We start from the raw sequence: 18,872 nt of genomic DNA, 5'->3' as shown, positions 1-18,872 counted from the left end.
GGGCTTCAGGGTGCGCTGGAAGGCGGCCAGGGCCTTGGCGATCCGGTCGGTCGTGACCTGGGGCGAGCCGAAGGCCTGGGCGAAGGGGACGGCGTAGGACGGGTCGGCGGCGATGCGGGCCGTGACCGCCGGCAGGTCGGCGGCCATCTCCCTGGCGTCGACGATGGGGTGCAGGCTCTGCTCCTCCAGCGTCGTGACCCGGCCGTCCCAGAACAGGCTGGTCGCCCAGGCGGCGGTCGCGACCGAGGGGGCGTTGCGCCGTCCCCTTTGGCGGTCATGACCGAAGGAGGTGCGGAGGCCGTCGGCGAAACCCAGCTCCCGCGCATGGCAGGAGGCGCAGGCGATCTGGCCCGAGGCCGACAGTTTCGGATCGTCGAACAGGCGCTGGCCCAGGGCGGCCTTTTCCGGCGTGGTCGGATTGTCGGCCGGCTCGGGCGCCGGGGGCAGGGGCGCGAACTCGGCGAAGGTCGCGCCCTCTTGCAGGAGCGGGCGAGGCCAGGTCTCGGGGCCGCCGGCGTAGGCGAGCCGAAGCTCGCCGTCGCTGGACGGCGTCTGGACGCGCGAGACCGCCGCCCCCACGCCCAGATGGAGCGCGAGGACGGCGACGATGAGGGCGGTGATGTCGCGGGCGGGCTTCAAGGTCTTCAGTACTTGTATTTCAGCGAGACCCAGAGGTTGCGGCCCAGCTGGTAGGGCTGGCTGGTCGAGGTCGAGTTGTTGTTCCGGATCGTGTCGAAGAGGTTGTTAACCCGCAGGTCCAGGGTCGTCGTGCCGTATTGAGTCCGGGCGATCTCGGCCTGAAGCGACAGATTGGCGTCGATGGAGGCGTCGTACTGAACTTCGCCGTAGACGTCGTAGGCCGACCCATCGACGGTGATGTTCTCGCCCGTGTCCTCGACCTGGGTGAATTCGTCCTTGAAGCGGGCGTTGAGGTTGGTGCGGATCCGGCCGTTCAGCCAGGTCGATCCCAAGTCGGCGTTGATGATGATGGGGGAGGCGTAGTCCGGGCGTTGATTGTCGGCCAGGGCCTTCCACATGGAGACGACCTCGCCCTTGTAATAGACCAGCTCGGCCTCTGTATCCTCGAGCTCGTCATAGTACTCCATCGCCGACGTCTTGGTGTGGGAGACGTTGCTGTTGAACGAGATCGTGTGGCGGCCGAATTTTCGCATCCATTCGACCGACAGGCCGCGATAGCTGGATGAGCCGTCGTTATCGACCGTCGAGACGGTGCGGGAGCGCGTGCCGAGGGTTTCGCTGATATAAGTCTCGGTCGTTTTGGTCAGAGAGAACTGATCCTTGCCTTCGCGCAGTATGCCTTTGACCCGATACTCGCCGCCCAGCAGACCGCCGGCCACCGCCGCCGTCAGTTCGTCGGAATAGGGCGTCTTCAGGTCGGAGTCTGAATACCGGGCGGTGGACGTATGGGAGTATAAGGTCCAGTCGCCGTAGACGCCTCTGACGGGCGTGCGGCGATAAATGTAGTTGTCCGGTGCGTCTTCCCGCAGGGCGTAACCTAGGAAACCGCGGCTGTAATAGCGGTTCAGACCGACCGTTGCAGTCATTCCGAACCACGGCAGGTCATGGGCGATCGACAGGCGCGGCGAGACATCATGATTGCCGAGGAAGGTCTCATGGCCGTAGCGGAGACCGGCCCGAACCTCGAAACCCCGCCAGTCGAAGTCGTAACTGCCCCAGAGGCTGTAGGTCTGCAGGTCCACCTGGGTCTGGTAGGCCCTGTAGATAGAATACTGGGTCAGAGCATAGGAGCCGGGCACGCAGGTGAGAGCCGCCGCCTCTTCGGGGTAAAGGCATCTGACTGCTGAACTGACGGTGCTGCGCGAGTAGGCGTAGTTGTCTTGAGGCCGGTTCTTTTCCGCCGTCGTATGGGTGAAGTCGAAGCCTGCGATCAGCTTGCCGCCGGCCAAGGGCTGTGACCACGTGGTCTTGAGGCCATAGTCCTGCTGTGACTGTTCCAGATCGCCGAAACTGCCCATGGTGCAGTTGCTGCTGTCGCACCAGTTGGCGACGGACGACGGAAGGCTGAGATTCACAGCGGGCGCGTCGCGGTCGTTGTCGGAGTCGGCGTAGGTCAGTTGGACGTTCCAGTCGGCGGCTCCATGCTTACCGCGCAGGCGCAGGTTGGAGGCCAGGCCGCCGCCGTGCTGGTACATCTGGTTGTCGATGCCGTTGCCCGAGGCGTTCATGCTCTCATAGGGGCTCCAGGTGATCTGGCCTTCCAGCGTCAGGTCCGTCGCCAGATCATACTCGCCCTTCAGCAGGAAGTTCTCGCTCTTGCTGGTCTGGCCGAAAGGGCCGCCGCCATAGGCGGAGCCGCGGTAGTAGGTGACCGTGGCGTCGGAATAGCTGTAGCCGCCCATCAGACGCAGGCGATCATTTACCGGCAGATCGATGGTGAAGCCGTAGCGCGACTTTTCGTAGCCCGGCTTATCAGGATAGACGCCTTCCAACTCGGCGCGCACGGCGTTGGTCATTCGATAGCTGGCCATGTCCGTCTGGGTGAAGCCATAATAGGCCGTCGCCCCATAGGCATAGGCCGGGGCGCGGGTCTTGATATCGACCACCCCGCCCAGGAAACCGCCGTATTCCGCCGGGATGTTCGAATCGATCAGCTTGATCTCGCCGATCAGGCTGGAGTCGACCCAAATGGACTGCGCGGAGGCCGCGCCGGCGACTTCGCCATAGTGCTGGGCTTTGGTGTTGAAGGTGTCGAGACGCGAGTTCACGCCTACGCCGTCCAAGACGAAGAGGTTGTCCAGATAGCTGGATCCGGCGATCGAAATGCGCGAGGGGCGGAGGTCCTGAAGGCTCTCGTCGTCGGCCATGCCCTCGTTGGCGCTGAACTGGACAGTCGGCGCCAGCTTGAGCAACTGATTGGCGTCGCCCGAGCCGGGCGCGCGGTCCAGGACCGACTCGCCGCTGAAGACCGTCGTGCCGGAATCGACGGCCGAACCGAAACTATAGGCGGTGGAGGCTTTTGATTCGTCTGTGACGACGACGGTGGGGATGGCGTCATCCCCCGCTTGGGCGGTCTGAGCCTGTGCAGCGCCTGCAAGCAGCAAAGCCGCTGCGCCGGCGGATGAAACGAGTGCGATACGCATGGTGATGATCCCCAAACCCACTGAGCGGAGGCGGGGTACGCCTGGCTAAATTGAATTGCAACTCATTATCAGTTGCGTTCTCAGCAATCCGGTCTTATGCGCCCCTCATGCCGCCTGAGTATGTATCTCCGCTCGCCAAGGCAGCGACCGGGGTGGTCGTTGCGGTCGTCCAATTGGGTCTGTTGTCGATGCTGGCGGTCGGGTCTGTTCACCCGCCGACGCCCGATCAGGGCGGGGCGCCGGTGATCGAACTGACGCTGTCGCCGCGCGCGGCCTTCGACAGTGTCGATGGATCGACAGAGGCGGCGGCCTCCAAAGGCGGCGACCATCCCAAGGCGGCGCATGAACCCGAGGTCCAGACCGCGCCCGTCCGACCGGCGCCCAGGCCGTCGCAGACCCTGTTTCCAACACTTCAGACGCCCATAGCCCTGACGTCCGCCGTTTCGGAGCCGCTGGTTTCGTTTCAGGCGGAGGGCGGATCGGAAGCTGAACCGGGACCCGATGGGGCGCAGGACCTGCGGCGGGGCCTGACCGGGCGCGGCGCGGCGGCGACGTCCGGCGCCAACGGGGGCGCCCAGGTCGACGACTATTACGCCCAGGTTCTGCGCTGGGTGGAGACGCACAAGCGGCACCCCGGGGGCGTCACGGGCCTGGTGACGGTGGCCTTCACCCTGGATCGCCGGGGGCGTGTCAGCGACGCGCGCATCTTGTCGAGCAGCGGTCGAGCGGCGCTGGACGCCGCGACCCTGAGCCAGATCAGGGCCGCAGAGCCCTTTCCCCGGCCCCCTGCCGGCACGGCCTGGCGGACGCGCGAGTTCCGCGTGCGGCTGGACTATCGCCCGCGCGAGGGCGGGCGAGACGCCCGTTGAGGCTCAGACCGCGACCGCCGTCGTGTCGCGGATGAAGCCGCCGCCCAGAACGCGGTCGGGGTCGGCCGGATCGTACAGGGCGCAGGCCTGGCCGGGGGCGACGCCTTCCTCGCCCTCATCGAAGACGATGCGGACGTCGCCGTCGACCAGGGTCAGACGAGCGGGCGAGGGCTGGCGAGTCGAGCGGACGCGGGCCAGGACGGGGAGGCCGGCTTCTGCGGCCTCACGGATCGTGGCTTCGTCGCCCAGCCAGTTGGTCTCTTCCAGCGTCAGGCTGGCGGTCAGCAGGGCTTCGCGCGGGCCGACGATCACGCGGCGGGTTTCGGGCTCCAGCTTGACAACGAACAGGGGCTCGCCCACGGCGACGTTCAGGCCCCGGCGCTGGCCGATGGTGTAGTCGGTGATGCCGGCGTGGGTTCCCAGCACCCGGCCGTCCATGTGCACGATCTCGCCGGCCTCGCGGCCCTGCGGACGCAGACGGTCGATCAGGGTGCGATAGTCGCCGGAAGGGACGAAACAGATGTCCTGGCTGTCCGGCTTGGCCGCGATCTTCAGCCCCAGTTCGGCGGCGACGCCGCGCACCTGAGGCTTTTCCAGATCGGCCAGGGGGAAGCGCAGATAGTCGAGCTGGTCCTGGGTGGTGGCGAACAGGAAATAGGACTGGTCGCGCGAATGGTCGATCGCCTTGCGCATCTGCGAGCGATTGCCGACCGCAGCGCGGCGCACATAGTGGCCGGTGGCCATGGCCTCGGCGCCCAGGTCGCGGGCGACGTCCAGCAGGTCGCGGAACTTGACCGTCTGATTGCAGCGGATGCAGGGGACCGGGGTCTGGCCCTTCAGATAGGAGTCGGCGAACTGATCGATCACAGCGTCCTTGAACCGGCTCTCGTAGTCCAGGACATAGTGGGGAATGCCGATCATCTCGGCGGCCAGACGGGCGTCGTGAATGTCCTGGCCCGCACAGCAGGCGCCCTTCTTCTTCAGCGCCGCGCCGTGGTCGTAAAGCTGTAGCGTGACGCCGACGACGTCATAGCCCGCCTTGTGCAGCAGGGCGGCGACGACGGTGGAGTCCACCCCGCCCGACATGGCCGCGACGACGCGCGCCCCGACCGGCAGGCCGACCGCCGCCCGCGCGCTCTCGACCGCCGCGTCCATGTCGGTGCGGCGAATGTCGGGAACGGGGCAGATGTCTTCGACCAGGGTCATGGCCGCCATTTAGTGCGGAACCCGCGCGATTTCGAGGCCGGCCAACGAAAAGGGCCGCATCCGTCGCCGGATGCGGCCCTCGTCGTCTTCGGGGGGGACCCTTAGGAGCGGTAGCTCTGGATCCGCGTCGTGCGCAGACCCTGCATGCCCCATTTGTCGATGGCCTTCTGCCAGGCGAGGAATTCTTCCGCCGTCAGGCGGTACTTCGCCAGGGCGTCGTCAAGACTCAGCAGACCGCCGCGAACGGCGGCGACGACCTCGGCCTTGCGGCGGATCACCCACCGATCCGTATTGGACGGCGGCAGATCGTTCAGGGTCAGGGGCGTGCCAGTCGGTCCGACCACGTATTGTTCGCCTTTGCTATTCAGGCGTCGCTCTTGCAACATGGGCTTATGCCTCTTTCACCAACACCGTAGTGTCATGAATGTAGGCCACCCCCGCTAAGGTCGGTTTAAGGGTCGTGGTGAAGGAACTGATAAAACCCGTCCCTCCCCAAACCATTTTGTAAACCTTGCTTGAACGACGATTCATTGAGACTAACGCTTACTTACTCGCCGATCAGCGTTTGATGTTGATCAGTTCGGCGAGCATTTCGTCCGCCGTGGTGATGATCTTTGACGAGGCGGAATAGGCCCGCTGGGTGGTGATCAGGCCGGTGAATTCGGCCGACAGATCGACGGTGGACGATTCCAGCTGTTGGGCTGCGATCGTGCCGGCGCCGCCGGTTCCGGCCGCCTTCAGGTTGAAGGTGCCGCTCTCCAGGCTGACGGCGTAGGCGTTGCCGGACACCTCTTTCAGGCTGTCGGGGCTCGGGAAGGTGGCGATGGCGACCTGGGCGATGCGGCGCATGACGCCGTTGTCGAAGATCGCGGTGACGAAGCCGCTTTCATCAATGGTGATCTCGCTCAGATTGCCGAAGGCCGTGCCGTTGGTGACGGTCGACTGCACCACGGACGCGGTGTTCAGCTGGCTGAGCCCGCCGGCGGAGGTGTTGAGGTCCAGCATCACCGTCTGGGCGGCGATGCCCAGGCCGTCGGCCCATTTGACCTTGCCGTTGTCCAGCGGGTCGGCGGGATCGATCGTGTTATTGGGGTCTGACTCCAGGAAGGAGAGGGTCGCCTGGGTCGGGTCGTCGAACAGACCCGTGCCGGCGGGCCAGCTCTGCATGGTCTCGACATCGAGGCGGCCCGAGGGTGTGAAGGCGATCAGGCCGGTCTTGATCTGGCCGTTCGAGTAGGGGGCGCCGGTCACGACGTCATCGGCCGGCGCCGAGACGATTTCAGCATACCACTGGTTCGGTTCGGCGCTTTTCAGGAAACGAATCTCAAGATTGCGCTGGCCGCCCTTGGAGTCAGACACCGGGATGTTCATCTTGAAGTCCGGCTTGACGCCAGCCGGCGTGTCGTCGTCGGCGTTGTACATCGCCATGGAGTTGACGGAGGGGTCGTATTTGGTCTGGGCGACGCCGTTCGTCGCCATGCCGATTTCCGCGAAGTCGATCGCATAGGGCGTGCCGTTGACGGGCGGCGTGCCGCTGGTCGGGGTGATGGTCAGGGTGGTGGCGTTCGCCGTCGCCGATCCATTGGCGCTGGAAGCGGCGCTGGGAACGAAGCCGGTCAGGGCGCCGGTCGCGTCGTAGGTGGCCGTGCCGACGATCTTGGTGATGCCTGACTTCAAAGTGACTTCAAACGTATTGGCCCCGGTTCGTTTATAGCCGACGGTGACGTCGTGCTTGACTGGCGGAACAGCAGCGTCTTCGACGCCGTTGTAGCTGGTGGGAGCCGCGGGGCTGGATACGGCCTGGGTCGAGCGCAGGTTGGCGTTGATCTGGACGCGGGTGGTCGGCTCGGCCGTGCCGCCGACCGAGCCGATATTCACCGAGCGCAGGCGCGACAGGTCGGACGGGTCGGTCGCGATCTCCCCGTTGGAATCCACCGGCCAGCCCTGCAGGTAAAGGCCGGCGCTGTTCTTCAGATAGCCCAGGTTGTCGACGCGGAAGGCGCCGGCGCGGGTGAACAGGCGGGTGTCCGTGGCGCCGACGTTTTCGGCCTGGGTCGTGGTGACGAAAAAGCCCTGTCCACTGACGGCGAGATCCGTGCTGGAGGTCGTGCGCTGGAGCTGGCCTTCCTGGCTGACGAAGGCTCGGGTATTGGCCATCACGCCGCCCGCCGAATAGGAACCGCCGGCGCGGGTCTGGCTGTTGACCAGGGTCTGGAACTCGCCCTGCGAGCGTTTGTAGCCGACGGTGTTGACGTTGGCGATGTTCTGCGAGATCGCCGCCAGGGCGGCGGAGTTGGCGGCCAGGCCGGACACGCCGGCCAGCATTGCGCTGTTCAAGCTCATGAAGACGCTCCTTGAATGGAATTCATCGGGAAGGCGGCGGAGCGCATCATGCGGCCGCCTCCTCGGTCGGGACGTCCGGATTCTCCGTATCGTCGTTGCTCGGTTTGTCGGCGATCTCGTTCAGCGAGATCACGGTCGAGAGCGGGAGTATGGTCTCGCCGACCACCAGGTACGGTTCGCCATTATACATTTCGACGCCCTTGACCCGGCCCTGGGTCAGAGCCTGGCTGGCGACGTTGGCGTTCTTGGAGTCCATCGCCGAGACCTTCAGCGTATAGACGCCTTCCGTCAGGACTTCGCCGCCGCTCGTCTTGCCGTCCCAGGTGAAGGAGTGAAGTCCTTGGGACTTGTCGGGCGCCGGACCTTCCCAGACGACCTTGCCCTTGCTGTCCAGGACCTTCAGCGTGGCGGCGGCGGCGTCAGACGCCAGTTCGTAGTTCCAAGCCGCCTTGCCGTCCTTCAGCGTCGTGGCCGACCAGGCCGCCGTCACTTCCTTGCCGATATAGGCTGAGGCGTTGTTCAGATTGCCCGATTGAGCCGCGACCAGGCTGGTCAGCAGGTCGTTGGTCAGCAGTTGCTGCTCCACACCGGCCATCTGGGTCAGTTGGGCGGTGAACTCGTTGGAATCGAGCGGCGACAACGGATCCTGGTTCTTCATCTGCGTGGTCAGCAGGGTCAGGAAGGTCTCGAAGTTCGAGGCCAGCATCGTCGTGCCGCTGTTCAGGCGGCCGGAGGCGTCGACGGAGGAAACGGCGGTGGCCATGGGGTCAGACCCTCACATCGACGCGGTCGCGCGTCTGGGAATGGTTGGTCCAGGCGCCCTGGGGCGGCGCAATGGAAAGATCGGCCTGGGCGGTCAGGCGCGCGCCGCGTGCGAACAGGCTCTGGTGCTGCTGCTGCTGGCGGTCGAAACCGCCGCCGGACGAGGTGTCGCGTTGGGTGAAGTCGAGCGAGTCGCTGGCGAGCTGGAAACCGGCGTCCTGAAGCTGGCGACGCAGTTCGTCGGCGCGGCCGCGCAATTCGGCGGCGGCGGCCGGATTGTCGAAGGCCAGGCGTGCGGCGAGCCGGCCGTCGGCGCCGATCTCCAGGCTTACGTCCACCCGACCCAGATCCTCTGGCGTCAGCACCATGTCGAAGCGGGTGGAGCGTCCCTCAAGCTTGCGGGCGATCTGGGCGGCGAGATGGGCCGTCGTTTCGATGGTGGCGCGCGACAGGGACGAGGCGCTGGTCGTCTGGGTCGTGGTCGTCGCCGCATCGAGCGCGCGGGCTTCCGTGGCGCCTTCGACAGGCGTGGCCGGGTCAAGCGACGTCATGGCCGCATCAAGGACCGGAACGGTCCCGGTCGGCGCGGCTTCGGTCGAGGCGGCGTTCTGGGCCGGGGGCGGCGTTGCGTCCGCCATGGCGATGTGGTCGCCGAGCGCGGGTTGCGCCACGTTCTGACCTTGGCTCGCCTCGGCGGGCGCGGGCGCGGGCGCGGGCGCGGGCGCGGCCTTGGTCGAGGCCGGGTTGGGTTGGGCGGCGTTCGTCACGGGCGTCGTCGCCGCCTTGGCGGGCGCGCTTTCAGTCGGTTGCGATGTCGCGATGACCGGCGCGGACCCTGTGTCGGACGGTTCAGTCGGGACTTCGACTTTGGCGTCTATGGCCTGAACCGCTTCGCCGACCGCCAGGCTCGAGATTACCGCGACCGTCTGGACGGGCTGCGCCGCGAGGTTGGCCGACTGGATCGAGACCTTCACGTCCATCTTCGGCGCGGCGGTCTCGATTTTGGGAGAAGCGGCGCTGGCGCCGGCGGATTGAACGGGTTCTGAGACCGGCTTTGTCGCCGCCTTTTCGGCCGGCTTCACGATAGAGGCGTCGGCCGCCACGGCCGATTTGTCGGAGGCCGAGGGCGAGGCGTTCTTCACGCCAGCCGAGCCCTGTTCCGTCATCCCCGATTCCGGCAAAGGCGCCTTCGTCGTCATGGCGTCTTCGGCGACGGGCGGAGATGACTCGGCGGCGTGGACTTGCTGCGCGGCCAGAGCGGCGAGTGTCTGGTCGACATCAGGGGCGACGGGCGCCGCTGCAGCCGTTTCGTGATTCTGGGCGAGGCTCTGTTCGTGCGCGGAGGTCTCTGCCGAGCCGTTGATCGGGGTCTGCCCGGGGACGTCCGGGATCGGCGGTGGGGCAGGCCCTGCCTCGACCAATGCGGTTTCGGTCGCGGCCGTCGCGTTCTGCTGAGCGGAGGGCTCAACGGTCACGCCTGCCGCAGCGCCCTGTTCAAGGGCCGCTGTCGTCTGGCCAACGCTTGCGTCCTCGGCAGCCGCTGTTTCAAGCGACGGTTCGGACGCTGTGGTCGGCGCAACAATGGGGGCGGCCACAGGAGCCGACTGCGGGAGAGGAGGTTGAGGCGCAGCCGCGAGGTCGGAAGGTGCGACGGGCGTATCCGTCTGTTCGGTGTCGGCGGCGGCGTCTGAGGTCGGCGCTTCACCGGCGATCAAGGCGTCAGGTGCGACGTCCACCGCTTCCGCCAGGGTGGGAGAGGCGTCGGACGTCTCGGCCGCTTCCATCTCCGGGCTGGAGATCACCGGGAGCGAGAGGCGGCCCGGCGTCCGATGTGCAGCTTCGGCCTTTGCGGCGTCTGCTTTTACGCCCTGGATGGCGTCGGCCAGGTTCGAGGAGAACAGGCTGGCGGTCTCGCTGTCCGTGGCGCCCGGCGCAGCAGCGGCCGATCCGGCGGAGGCCGGAGGCGCGGAGGCGAACATGGCGAATGCGGACGGCATGAAAGGCAGGCGACCTTCAGGGCTGGGCGGCGCCTGCTGCGCCTGGTTCTTCCAACAGCCCGTCGCAAGGGGCGGGCCAGTTGCATATTCATTGATCAAAAAGGGAAAAATCAGATCCTGCCGAAAGCCGACCATCGGGCGTGGGCCTTTCTTGCCGTGCGTTCGCCCCTTTTTTGCCCGGCTTGGAAGGCGTCGCGTCTGGATCGAAATCGACGTCCTCAGGCCTCCGTCATGTCGCGACGGACATGTTGGCCCGACGCTTGCGCACCTGGCGGACCATGAAGACTGCGCGATCCGCGATGTCGTTTAAAAACAACGCTCTGGTTGAGCGGCGGCGGCGCGTGGCCGGGCAAGATCTGCGCATGGCAGGGCAGGGCTTGCCGGGTGGGGCGAGGGGAGCCGGTCCATGTCGCTGACGTCGATCATGAATATCGCGACCTCGGGCCTCCAGACGGCCCAGGCCCAGTTGCGCGTGACGTCGGACAATATCGCCAACGTCCATACGCCGGGCTATGTGCGCAAGACCGTCGATCAGACGGCGGCCGTAACCCAGGGCTATGGCGCCGGCGTCGATATCGCGCGGGTTCGGCTGGCGACCGATCGGTTCCTGCAGGCTGCGGGGATGAGCGCCAATGCGGACGCGGCGCGCGAGACTGTGCGGTATGAACTGTACGACCAGATCCAGACCCGGTTCGGCGATCCCAGCGGCGACGGCGGTTTCTTCGCGGACATAGACAAGCTGTTCGCCAGCTATGCGACCCTCGGCGAAAGCCCCACCTCTTCAGCCGCGCGCCAGGACACGATCTACAAGACCCAGGCCTTGTTCAATGAGGCCGCAGGCATCGCCACCCAGATCCAGGCGGCGCGCCAGGAAGCCGACGGGCGGCTTCAGAATGCGGTCGAGACGATCAATCCGCTGCTGGAACAGATCGCCAAGCTCAACAAGACGATCGCCGCCGGAACGGTCATCAACCAGGACGTGACGGGCGCACAGAACGCACAACAGACGCTGATCGACCAACTGTCCAAATATATGGACGTCAAGGTGGAGGGCCGGGCCAATGGGGGCGTGACCTTGCGGACCGGGACGGGCACGACCCTGGTCGGCGAAGGGAATGCGACCCTGTCGTACAAGGCGGCGGGGACGGTGGACGCGACGACGGCCTTCTCCGACATCATGATCACCGAACCGAACGGCACGCGCTGGCCGCTGCTGGACGGGGTCTCGTCGGGCGAGATCCGCGGGCTGGTCGAACTGCGCGACATCGACGCCCCGGCCGCCGCCGCCCGTCTGGGCGAACTGACGGCCAAGATGGCCGACGAACTGAACCGGGCCCACAACGCCAACAGCGCCGTGCCCGCGCCGACCAGTCTGACCGGACGAAACACCGGCCAGTCGCTGACGAACGCCCTGACCGGCTTTACCGGCAAGACCACGATCACAACGGTGAACAGCGCCGGCGTGATCCAGGGTTCGGCCGAGATCGTCTTCTCCGGCGCGACCATGACGGTCAACGGGGTGGCCGCCGATCCGACGACCTTCCTGGCGACGGTCAACGCCCAACTGGGGGGGACGGCGACGGTCGGCTTCTCCAATGGACAATTGCGGATCGAGGGCCAGGCCGGAAACGGAATCGCCATCGCCGACGATGCGACGACGCCGAGCAGCAAGGGCGGTCGAGGCTTCTCGCACTGGTTCGGGCTGAACGACCTGGTCAGCACCAAGACGCCGACCTTCTATGAAACCGGTCTGAGTCTGACGTCGCAGCACGGCTTCGATGCGGGCGAGAGTCTGACCTTCCGCATCGGCAGCGAGTCCGGCGCGAGACTGCGGGACGTCACGGTGGCGGTCCCCGCCGGGACCGGGACCATGGGCGAACTGCTGTCCGCGCTGAACGATCCGGTCGCGGGCGTGGGGCGGTTCGGCGCCTTCAGCCTGAACGCCTCGGGCGCATTGAGTTTCAAGGCCTATGACGCCAGCGCCACCAGCATGAGCGTAGTCAAGGACGGCACGACCCAGGATCCGTCCGGCGTTTCCATGTCGCAGCTGTTCGGTCTGGGCGGTACGGGCGCGACGCGGGCGGGGGCCTACAGCGTCCGCGGCGACATCCAGCAGGACCCGGCCAAGCTGGCGCTGGCCCAGTTGAACCTGTCGGCCGCCGCCGGAACGCCGGCCTTGAGCAAGAACGACGGTCGCGGCGGACTTCTGCTGGCGGACGCGGGCAAGAAGAACGTCAATTTCGCCTCCGCCGGCGGCAACAGCGGCGGGAGCAAGACCCTGTCGTCCTATGCGGCGGACTTCGCCGGCGACATCGGCGGCAAGGCCTCGGCGGCCAAGACGCGCAGCGAGACGGCGACGGCCCTGTCGCAGGAGGCCGACAGTCGTCGCGCCTCGGCCGAAGGCGTCAACATGGACGAGGAACTGGTCAATATGACCACCTTCCAGCAAGCCTATAACGCCTCTGCCCGCCTGATCCAGGCGAGCAAGGACATGTACGACACCCTGATCGGGATGCTGAAATGACGCGTGTCGCCACCGCCGGAAACTATCAGTCCGCCCTTCTGAATCTGATGACGGCCCAGAGCCGCGCCGAATTGGCGCAGGAGCGGATGGGCAGCGAAAAGATCGCGACCGACATGGCCGGCTATGGCCGGGGCGCGGAACAGCTGACCAGTCTGACCTCGACCCAGGCCCGGCTGGAAGGGTTCATCGGCGCCGGCGAGAGCGCGGCGGCGCGACTGAGCGCCCAGGACCTGGCCATGGGCCGGATCTACGAAGCCGGCACGGGCGCCCGCGAGGCCATCGCCAATGGGCTGGCCGCCGGCAGCATCACCAATCTGATGACCGAACTGGGTCTGCACTACCAGAACGTCCAGGGCGGGTTGAACGCCGAGCATCAGGGCTCCTATCTGTTCTCCGGCGGGCGTGGCGACGTCGCGCCGGCGACGGCCAAGACCATGGCCGATCTGGCCGCCGCCCCCTCGACCGCCTCGACCTTTGCGAACGACAGCCTGAAGCAGAAGTCGCGCATCGACGAGAACACCATGGTCGAGACCGGCTTCCTCGCGGACGAAATCGGCGGCCCCCTGACCGAGGTGTTCCGCAACATGCAGGCCTATCAGAACGGCACGCCGGTGATCATCGACGGCGTGACCTATACGCCCACGGGCGTCGGCACCCTGACGGGCCAGCCGGGGGCGGGCGTCACGGCCTTCCTGAACGCCCAGATGACCCAACTCGACAAGGCCAATCAGGGCGTGACCAACCAGAACGCCAAGAATGGTCTGGTGCAGAACCACGTCGAATCCGCCCTCGAAGCGCACGAATCCCAGAAGATCGCGCTCGACAAGATGATGCTGAAAAAGACGGGCTATGACCCGGCCCAGGCCGTGACCGACCTGCAGATGGCGCAGGTGGCGATCCAGGCCTCGGCGCAGGTGATCAATTCGCTGCGCAGCACGTCGCTGCTGGATCTGCTGCGATAGTCCGAGCTCCAGCCTCCCTGATTCCCGAGGCGTTCAATTCTGCATGAGCCGGCGGTGACCAGGGAAAGGGGGCGGCCCCTGGCGCTGGACGACGGATCAGTCGGAATGCTGACGGTCCACCCGGCCTATTTGCTGCGACTGCCGGACAGGGCCGCACAGGCCGAGACGCAACGGGCCTTCGTCGAGGATCTGACCGCCGCGCGACGCCTTGTCGGTTGAAGAACGAACGAATCCGCTCTGGTGGCGTTGCCGTTGTAGCGCCAGCGTGGCGGTGGGGAATATCCTATGGGGGACGCAGGTCCGACACAGTGCGAAAGGAAAGCGCCGTGCAAATGTCATCGCGCGTTGACTTCCCTCTTGGGCTTGACCATGAGGCGTGTCGGGTTTTCGGCGGTCCCCTTCATAGGTTGGGAAGTCGCTTGATTCCCGTTCTGACTTCCGGGGCGCGATGAGCCAGACCGATTACGAAATCACGGACGCCGGCGACGGGACGGCGAAGCTGCGCCTGGTCGGCGACTGGACGACGACGGCCCTGGGCCGTTTGCCGCAACGGCTCGGCAAGGATCTTGACGGCCGCAAGATCGAAAGCGTGGACACCCGCGACCTGGGCCGTTTCGACACGGCCGGCGCCCTGGCTCTGGTGCAGGCGTCGCATTGCGGCGTGCCCAAGTCGGCGTGGACGGAGCGGCCTGAGGCGGGCCGCATCTACACGATGATCGAAGCCCTGGAGCGCAAGAGCTCGCCTCCGCCGAAGCAGCCAGGCGCCTTTACCCGCGCCTTCGCCAAGATCGGGCGGGGCGTCTATGATTTCGGGGCCGAGGCCATGCTGTCCCTGGCCTTCCTGGGACGTCTGATGGAGGCCGTGGTCGAGGCCGCCAAAAATCCAGGCGGCATCCGCTGGCCCGCCTGGGTCAGCCAGGCCGAGCGCGCGGGTCTGGACGCCATCCCCATCGTGATGGTGACGAACTTCTTCATCGGCGCGGTCGTGGCCTTCATCGGCGTGGACCTGCTGACCGACTTCGGCGCCCAGGTCTTCGCGGTCCAGCTGATCGGCGTGGCCATGTTCCGCGAGTTCGCGGTGGTGATCGCCTCGGTCCTGCTGGCGGGGCGGTCGGCCTCGGCCTTTGCGGCAGAGATCGGGTCCATGCGGATGAACCAGGAGGTCGACGCCATGCAGGTGATGGGCGTCAATCCGTTCCAGGCCCTGGTGGTGCCGCGCTTGGCGGCCCTGGTGCTGATGCTGCCGTTGTTGACCTTCATGGGCATGATCGGCGGCCTGCTGGGCGGTCTGATCGTGTGCTGGAGCTCCCTGAACCTGGGGCCGGCCTTCTTCTTCCAGCGGTTGGTCGAAGACGGGAGCATGGCCCAGCACATGATGGTCGGCCTGGTGAAGGCGCCGGTCTTCGCCCTGGTGATCGCCGCCATCGGCTGTCGTCAGGGGATGTCGGTGGCCGGGGATGTCGAGAGCCTGGGCCGGCGGGTGACGGCGGCGGTGGTGCAGGCGATCTTCGCCATCATCCTGCTGGACGCGGTCTTCGCCCTGATGTTCCTGGAGCTGGACATATGACCGATGCGACGATGTCGGCCGCCGCCCCGGAGGACAAGACCGAGAACCTGATCGAGGTGCGCGGCCTGCTGAGCCAGTTCGGCGACCGGACCATTCACGAGAACCTGGACCTGGACCTGAAACGGGGCGAGGTCCTGGGGGTGGTCGGGGGATCGGGCGCGGGCAAGACCGTGCTGCTGAACACCATCATCGGCCTGAAGGAGCCCGAGGGCGGGTCGGTCAAGGTGCTGGGCTACGACCGCGCCACCCTGACGGACGATCAGGCGGCGGATATCGAGAAGCGCACCGGCATCCTGTTCCAGCAGGGGGCGCTGTTCTCATCCCTGACCGTTCTCGAGAACGTGGCGGCGCCCCTGGTCGAACATACCAAACTGCCCAAGTCGGTGATGTACGAACTGGCCGAGCTGAAGATCGCCATGGTCGGTCTGAAACCGGAGCATCATCACCTGAAGCCGGCGGAGCTGTCGGGCGGGATGAAGAAGCGGGCCGGTCTGGCGCGAGCCCTGGCGCTGGATCCCGAACTGGTCTTCCTGGACGAACCGACGGCGGGCCTGGACCCCATCGGGGCGGCGGCCTTCGACGAACTGATCCGGCAGTTGGCCGACGATCTGGGCCTGTCCGTCTTCATGATTACACACGACCTCGATAGCCTGTACGCCATCTGCGACGAGGTGGCGGTGCTGGCGGACAAACGGGTCGTCGAAAAGGCCACGGTGCAGGAGCTGGAACGCTCCGACCATCCGTGGATCAAGGAATACTTCCTGGGGCCGCGCGGTCGCGCCGCCCACGGTTCCGACCGCGCCTCGGCGCGGTCGGAACCGGAAATGTCAAAATGAGCGCGCAGCGGGCGGCGAAACCGGCGACCACTTTCGCCTGCTGCGCGCTCGAGACCGCGGCCTGAGGAGAGCCGAGTATGGAACGAGACGCACACTACGCCGCCGTCGGGATCGCCACCGTCTGCCTTATGGCGGCGCTGGCGGTGTTCACCATCTGGCTGGCCCGACTGCAGTTCAACAGCGACTACGACATTTACGACATCGTCTTCTATGGGCCGGTCAATGGCCTGTCGGAAGGCGGCGAGGTGCATTTCAACGGCATCCGCGTCGGCGAGGTGACCGACCTGAACATCGACACCAAGCGCGGCGACCAGGTCATCGCGCGGGTTCGCGTGGACGGTACGACGCCGGTGCGCGTGACCTCCCGCGCCCAGCTGGAGCCGCAGGGCATCACAGGCCTGAACTATATCCAGATCACCGCCGGCTCGCCCAACAGCGCCCTGTTGAAGGACCAGTATCCGGACAATGTGGTGCCGGTGCTGCAAAGCCAGCCGTCGCCGATCGCCGAGCTTCTGAGCGGGTCGGGCACGGTGCTGGCCCAGACGGTGGATGCGCTGAACCGCATCAACCGCGTCATGTCCGACGACAATATTCGCAGCTTCTCGACCAGCGTGAAGAACGTCGAGGCCCTGACGACCGAGCTGGAGGCCCGCAAGGCCATCTTCGCCGAGCTGGAGGCGGCGGTGAAGAACGCCAACGCCACCATCCTTGAGTATCAGGGGCTGGCGGCCGACATGCGCGCCGTCGTCAATACCGACGGCCGCGAAGCCATCGCCAACATCAATCAGGCGACGGCGGAGGCCCGCACGGCCATCGCCTCGGCCAACCGCTCGATCACCGGGCTGGAACGACCGCTGGGCGACTTCGCGACGTCCAGCCTGCCGCAACTGAGCGGCACCATTGAGGAACTGCAGGAGGCGACGCGCTCTCTACAGGGCCTGATCGACGACGTCCGCGCCAGCCCGCGCGACTTCATCGGGAAACCGCAATCGAAAGAGCTGGAGGTGCAGCCGTGATCCGTTCCCTGGTGCAACTGGGCGCCGTCGCCGGCGTCGTCGTCTCGCTGGGCGGCTGTTCGCTGCTGTCCACGCCGGATCCGGTGCAGAACTACCGGTTCGGCCTGCCGCTGGACGCGCCCTCGGCCGAGGGCGACACGCCCGCGCCGTTGTCGGTGTCGATCCGCCGGATCGAGTTTCCGGAAGCGACCGGCGACGACCGGATCCTGGGCGTCACGGGGACCGAAACCGCCTATATCGGCGGCGCGCGCTGGGTGTCGCCCGCCGCGACCCTGTTCGACGACAGCCTGAAGGCGGCCTTCGCCAATCGGGCCGACCAGATCCGCGTCCTGGGCCGACGCGAACCCGGCACGCCGCCGCTGGTGCTGCAGGTCACGGTGACGACGTTCGAGGCGCGTTACGCCGCGCCGGGGGCGACGCCGGACGTGGTGATCACCGCTCGCGCCCAGCTGCGTTCGACGCCCGAGCGGCGCACCGGCGGGGATGCGGCGATCCGTCCCGAACAGGGGCGGTCGGTGGAGCGGGTCTTCAATGTGACCCAGCCGGCGGGCGAGAACCGGATATCGGCCATCGTCGCCGCCTTCGACACGGCGACGCGCGACATCAACACCCAGATCGCCGACTGGACGATTCAGTCGGCGAAGTGAGGGCTGGGGCCCGGCTCAGGTGACCCACTGGAGGGACTCGGCTTCGATCGGGTTCCGGTAGGGGGCGTCGTCGCGCTGGGCGCGGAGCAGGGCGGCCTTGGAGGCGAAGTAGAAGGCGGACGGGCGGTCCGGGTCGCCGGCGAAGACCAGGGGCAGATGCGGGCTGCGGCCCTCGAGCCGCTCCAGTATGGCCACGTCCTGACGCAGGAAGGTCCGGCCCCAGGCCGACAGCAGCGGGCTGCCGAACCGCAAGGCGGCGACCGAGCAGAGGATCAGGTTGCGGATCACGACGTCGCCTTCCGCCTGGGGGGTGACGGTGGTCAGGTTGATCAGCTCGAACCCGCGGGCCGTGACGCGCTCAAGCCGGATCGACGGCAGGCGGAACTCGATACTGACCTTGCGGTCCTCGGACACCAGATCATAGGCGGGGGTGGAGGCGAAGGCGTCCGCCGCGACGGCCGTGAAGCCGAAGGGCGAGGGGCTGTAGCTCTTGGTCTTGGTGCGTCGCGCCTGGCTGCGCCACCACCAGGCGTTATGGATCATCGGCACATGGGCCGGGTCCAGCAGACCCAGGACCGCCTGGTCATAATCCGCACGCGCAGGGGCCTTGGAATAGGCGATCAGGGCCAGGGGCGCCTCGGGCGTCGGAGGCAGGTCCGGCGGGGCGACTGCGCCTGCGGGGCAGGCCCAGATCAGCCCCAGGCGGTTGATCAGTCGCCAACCGCCGCAGGCCGTCGTCTGGACGGCGTCCGGGGCCACCGTGGCCGGCAGGTCGATCCATTCGCCGTGAAGCTGAGCCCGCGTGGCGGTGCGGGTCCGAGCGGCGCGCACCGGATACCAGGCGTGGATCGGGGCGCCGAAGCGGCGGTCGCCCGCCTGGCGCGTGATCAGACGGGCGCCGAGATCGAGCGGGGCTTCCGGCGAGGCGTCGCCGTCGGAGGCTGCGGGCCGCGCCTGGAGCGAAGTCGCCATGTGACGGAGGTCGCCTGTTCTCGCCTTGAGAGGCGTTGGATGCCGGGGA

At 66.7% G+C, this 18,872-nt stretch carries 16 protein-coding genes; 8 read left to right on the top strand and 8 right to left on the bottom strand.

The window, feature by feature from the left end; genetic code table 11:
* The coding region (locus ER13_RS00630; protein WP_035305242.1) for a cytochrome-c peroxidase at positions 1 to 639 on the bottom strand (639 nt) is incomplete at its 3' end.
* 5 nt (positions 640 to 644) lie between these two features.
* Positions 645 to 3,122, bottom strand: a complete 2,478-nt coding sequence (locus ER13_RS00625) for a TonB-dependent receptor plug domain-containing protein (protein WP_035305240.1) — start codon at positions 3,120 to 3,122, stop codon at positions 645 to 647.
* A 107-nt stretch (positions 3,123 to 3,229) separates the two neighbouring features.
* Here ER13_RS00625 and ER13_RS17510 point away from each other — a divergent pair, with 107 nt between their 5' ends.
* Entirely contained in the window at positions 3,230 to 3,991 is a 762-nt protein-coding gene (locus ER13_RS17510; RefSeq protein ID WP_081836054.1) for a TonB family protein, read from the top strand.
* 3 nt (positions 3,992 to 3,994) lie between these two features.
* Here the strand turns inward: ER13_RS17510 and mnmA are convergent, their stop codons facing one another.
* The 5 genes from mnmA to ER13_RS18905 all read right to left on the bottom strand — a co-directional run bounded on the left by mnmA (position 3,995) and on the right by ER13_RS18905 (position 10,299).
* On the bottom strand, positions 3,995 to 5,206 hold the full coding sequence (mnmA, locus tag ER13_RS00615; RefSeq protein ID WP_035305238.1) for a tRNA 2-thiouridine(34) synthase MnmA: 1,212 nt from the start codon (positions 5,204 to 5,206) through the stop codon (positions 3,995 to 3,997).
* Between the two features lie 92 nt (positions 5,207 to 5,298).
* The gene (locus ER13_RS00610; RefSeq protein WP_026108337.1) at positions 5,299 to 5,583 is read right to left on the bottom strand and encodes a DUF1153 domain-containing protein; all 285 of its coding nucleotides are present in this window, start codon (positions 5,581 to 5,583) and stop codon (positions 5,299 to 5,301) included.
* Positions 5,584 to 5,755: 172 nt separating this feature from the next.
* Positions 5,756 to 7,540, bottom strand: coding sequence for a flagellar hook protein FlgE (flgE, locus tag ER13_RS00605; RefSeq protein ID WP_035305235.1), 1,785 nt, complete (start codon positions 7,538 to 7,540; stop codon positions 5,756 to 5,758).
* Between the two features lie 46 nt (positions 7,541 to 7,586).
* Complete coding sequence (locus ER13_RS00600) at positions 7,587 to 8,303, bottom strand: flagellar hook assembly protein FlgD (RefSeq protein ID WP_035305231.1); 717 nt, start codon at positions 8,301 to 8,303, stop codon at positions 7,587 to 7,589.
* Positions 8,304 to 8,307: 4 nt separating this feature from the next.
* Complete coding sequence (locus tag ER13_RS18905) at positions 8,308 to 10,299, bottom strand: flagellar hook-length control protein FliK (RefSeq protein ID WP_231492417.1); 1,992 nt, start codon at positions 10,297 to 10,299, stop codon at positions 8,308 to 8,310.
* A 406-nt stretch (positions 10,300 to 10,705) separates the two neighbouring features.
* Between ER13_RS18905 and flgK the strand changes: the two genes are divergently transcribed.
* The 7 genes from flgK to ER13_RS00565 all read left to right on the top strand — a co-directional run bounded on the left by flgK (position 10,706) and on the right by ER13_RS00565 (position 17,851).
* Complete coding sequence (gene flgK, locus ER13_RS00590; protein ID WP_035305228.1) at positions 10,706 to 12,823, top strand: flagellar hook-associated protein FlgK; 2,118 nt, start codon at positions 10,706 to 10,708, stop codon at positions 12,821 to 12,823.
* On the top strand, positions 12,820 to 13,785 hold the full coding sequence (locus ER13_RS00585) for a flagellin (RefSeq protein ID WP_008261892.1): 966 nt from the start codon (positions 12,820 to 12,822) through the stop codon (positions 13,783 to 13,785). Before flgK ends, ER13_RS00585 begins: the two co-directional genes overlap by 4 nt.
* 54 nt (positions 13,786 to 13,839) lie before the next feature.
* Complete coding sequence (locus ER13_RS18180; protein ID WP_155988043.1) at positions 13,840 to 14,004, top strand: hypothetical protein; 165 nt, start codon at positions 13,840 to 13,842, stop codon at positions 14,002 to 14,004.
* A gap of 229 nt (positions 14,005 to 14,233) precedes the next feature.
* Complete coding sequence (locus ER13_RS00580; protein ID WP_035305225.1) at positions 14,234 to 15,352, top strand: ABC transporter permease; 1,119 nt, start codon at positions 14,234 to 14,236, stop codon at positions 15,350 to 15,352.
* The gene (locus tag ER13_RS00575; RefSeq protein WP_035305223.1) at positions 15,349 to 16,188 is read left to right on the top strand and encodes an ABC transporter ATP-binding protein; all 840 of its coding nucleotides are present in this window, start codon (positions 15,349 to 15,351) and stop codon (positions 16,186 to 16,188) included. Before ER13_RS00580 ends, ER13_RS00575 begins: the two co-directional genes overlap by 4 nt.
* A gap of 77 nt (positions 16,189 to 16,265) precedes the next feature.
* Complete coding sequence (locus ER13_RS00570; protein ID WP_035305222.1) at positions 16,266 to 17,204, top strand: MlaD family protein; 939 nt, start codon at positions 16,266 to 16,268, stop codon at positions 17,202 to 17,204.
* Positions 17,201 to 17,851, top strand: a complete 651-nt coding sequence (locus ER13_RS00565) for an ABC-type transport auxiliary lipoprotein family protein (protein ID WP_035305218.1) — start codon at positions 17,201 to 17,203, stop codon at positions 17,849 to 17,851. The genes ER13_RS00570 and ER13_RS00565 overlap by 4 nt, the downstream gene beginning before the upstream one ends.
* A gap of 15 nt (positions 17,852 to 17,866) precedes the next feature.
* Here the strand turns inward: ER13_RS00565 and ER13_RS00560 are convergent, their stop codons facing one another.
* Entirely contained in the window at positions 17,867 to 18,823 is a 957-nt protein-coding gene (locus tag ER13_RS00560; RefSeq protein ID WP_035305216.1) for a hypothetical protein, read from the bottom strand.
* Between the last annotated feature and the right edge of the window lie 49 nt (positions 18,824 to 18,872).

The sequence above is a fragment of the Brevundimonas sp. EAKA genome, from assembly GCF_000698025.1.
Lineage (GTDB): Bacteria > Pseudomonadota > Alphaproteobacteria > Caulobacterales > Caulobacteraceae > Brevundimonas > Brevundimonas mediterranea_A.
Note: the sequence above shows the minus strand (reverse complement) of the source record. Positions and strands in the feature narration are given on the sequence as shown.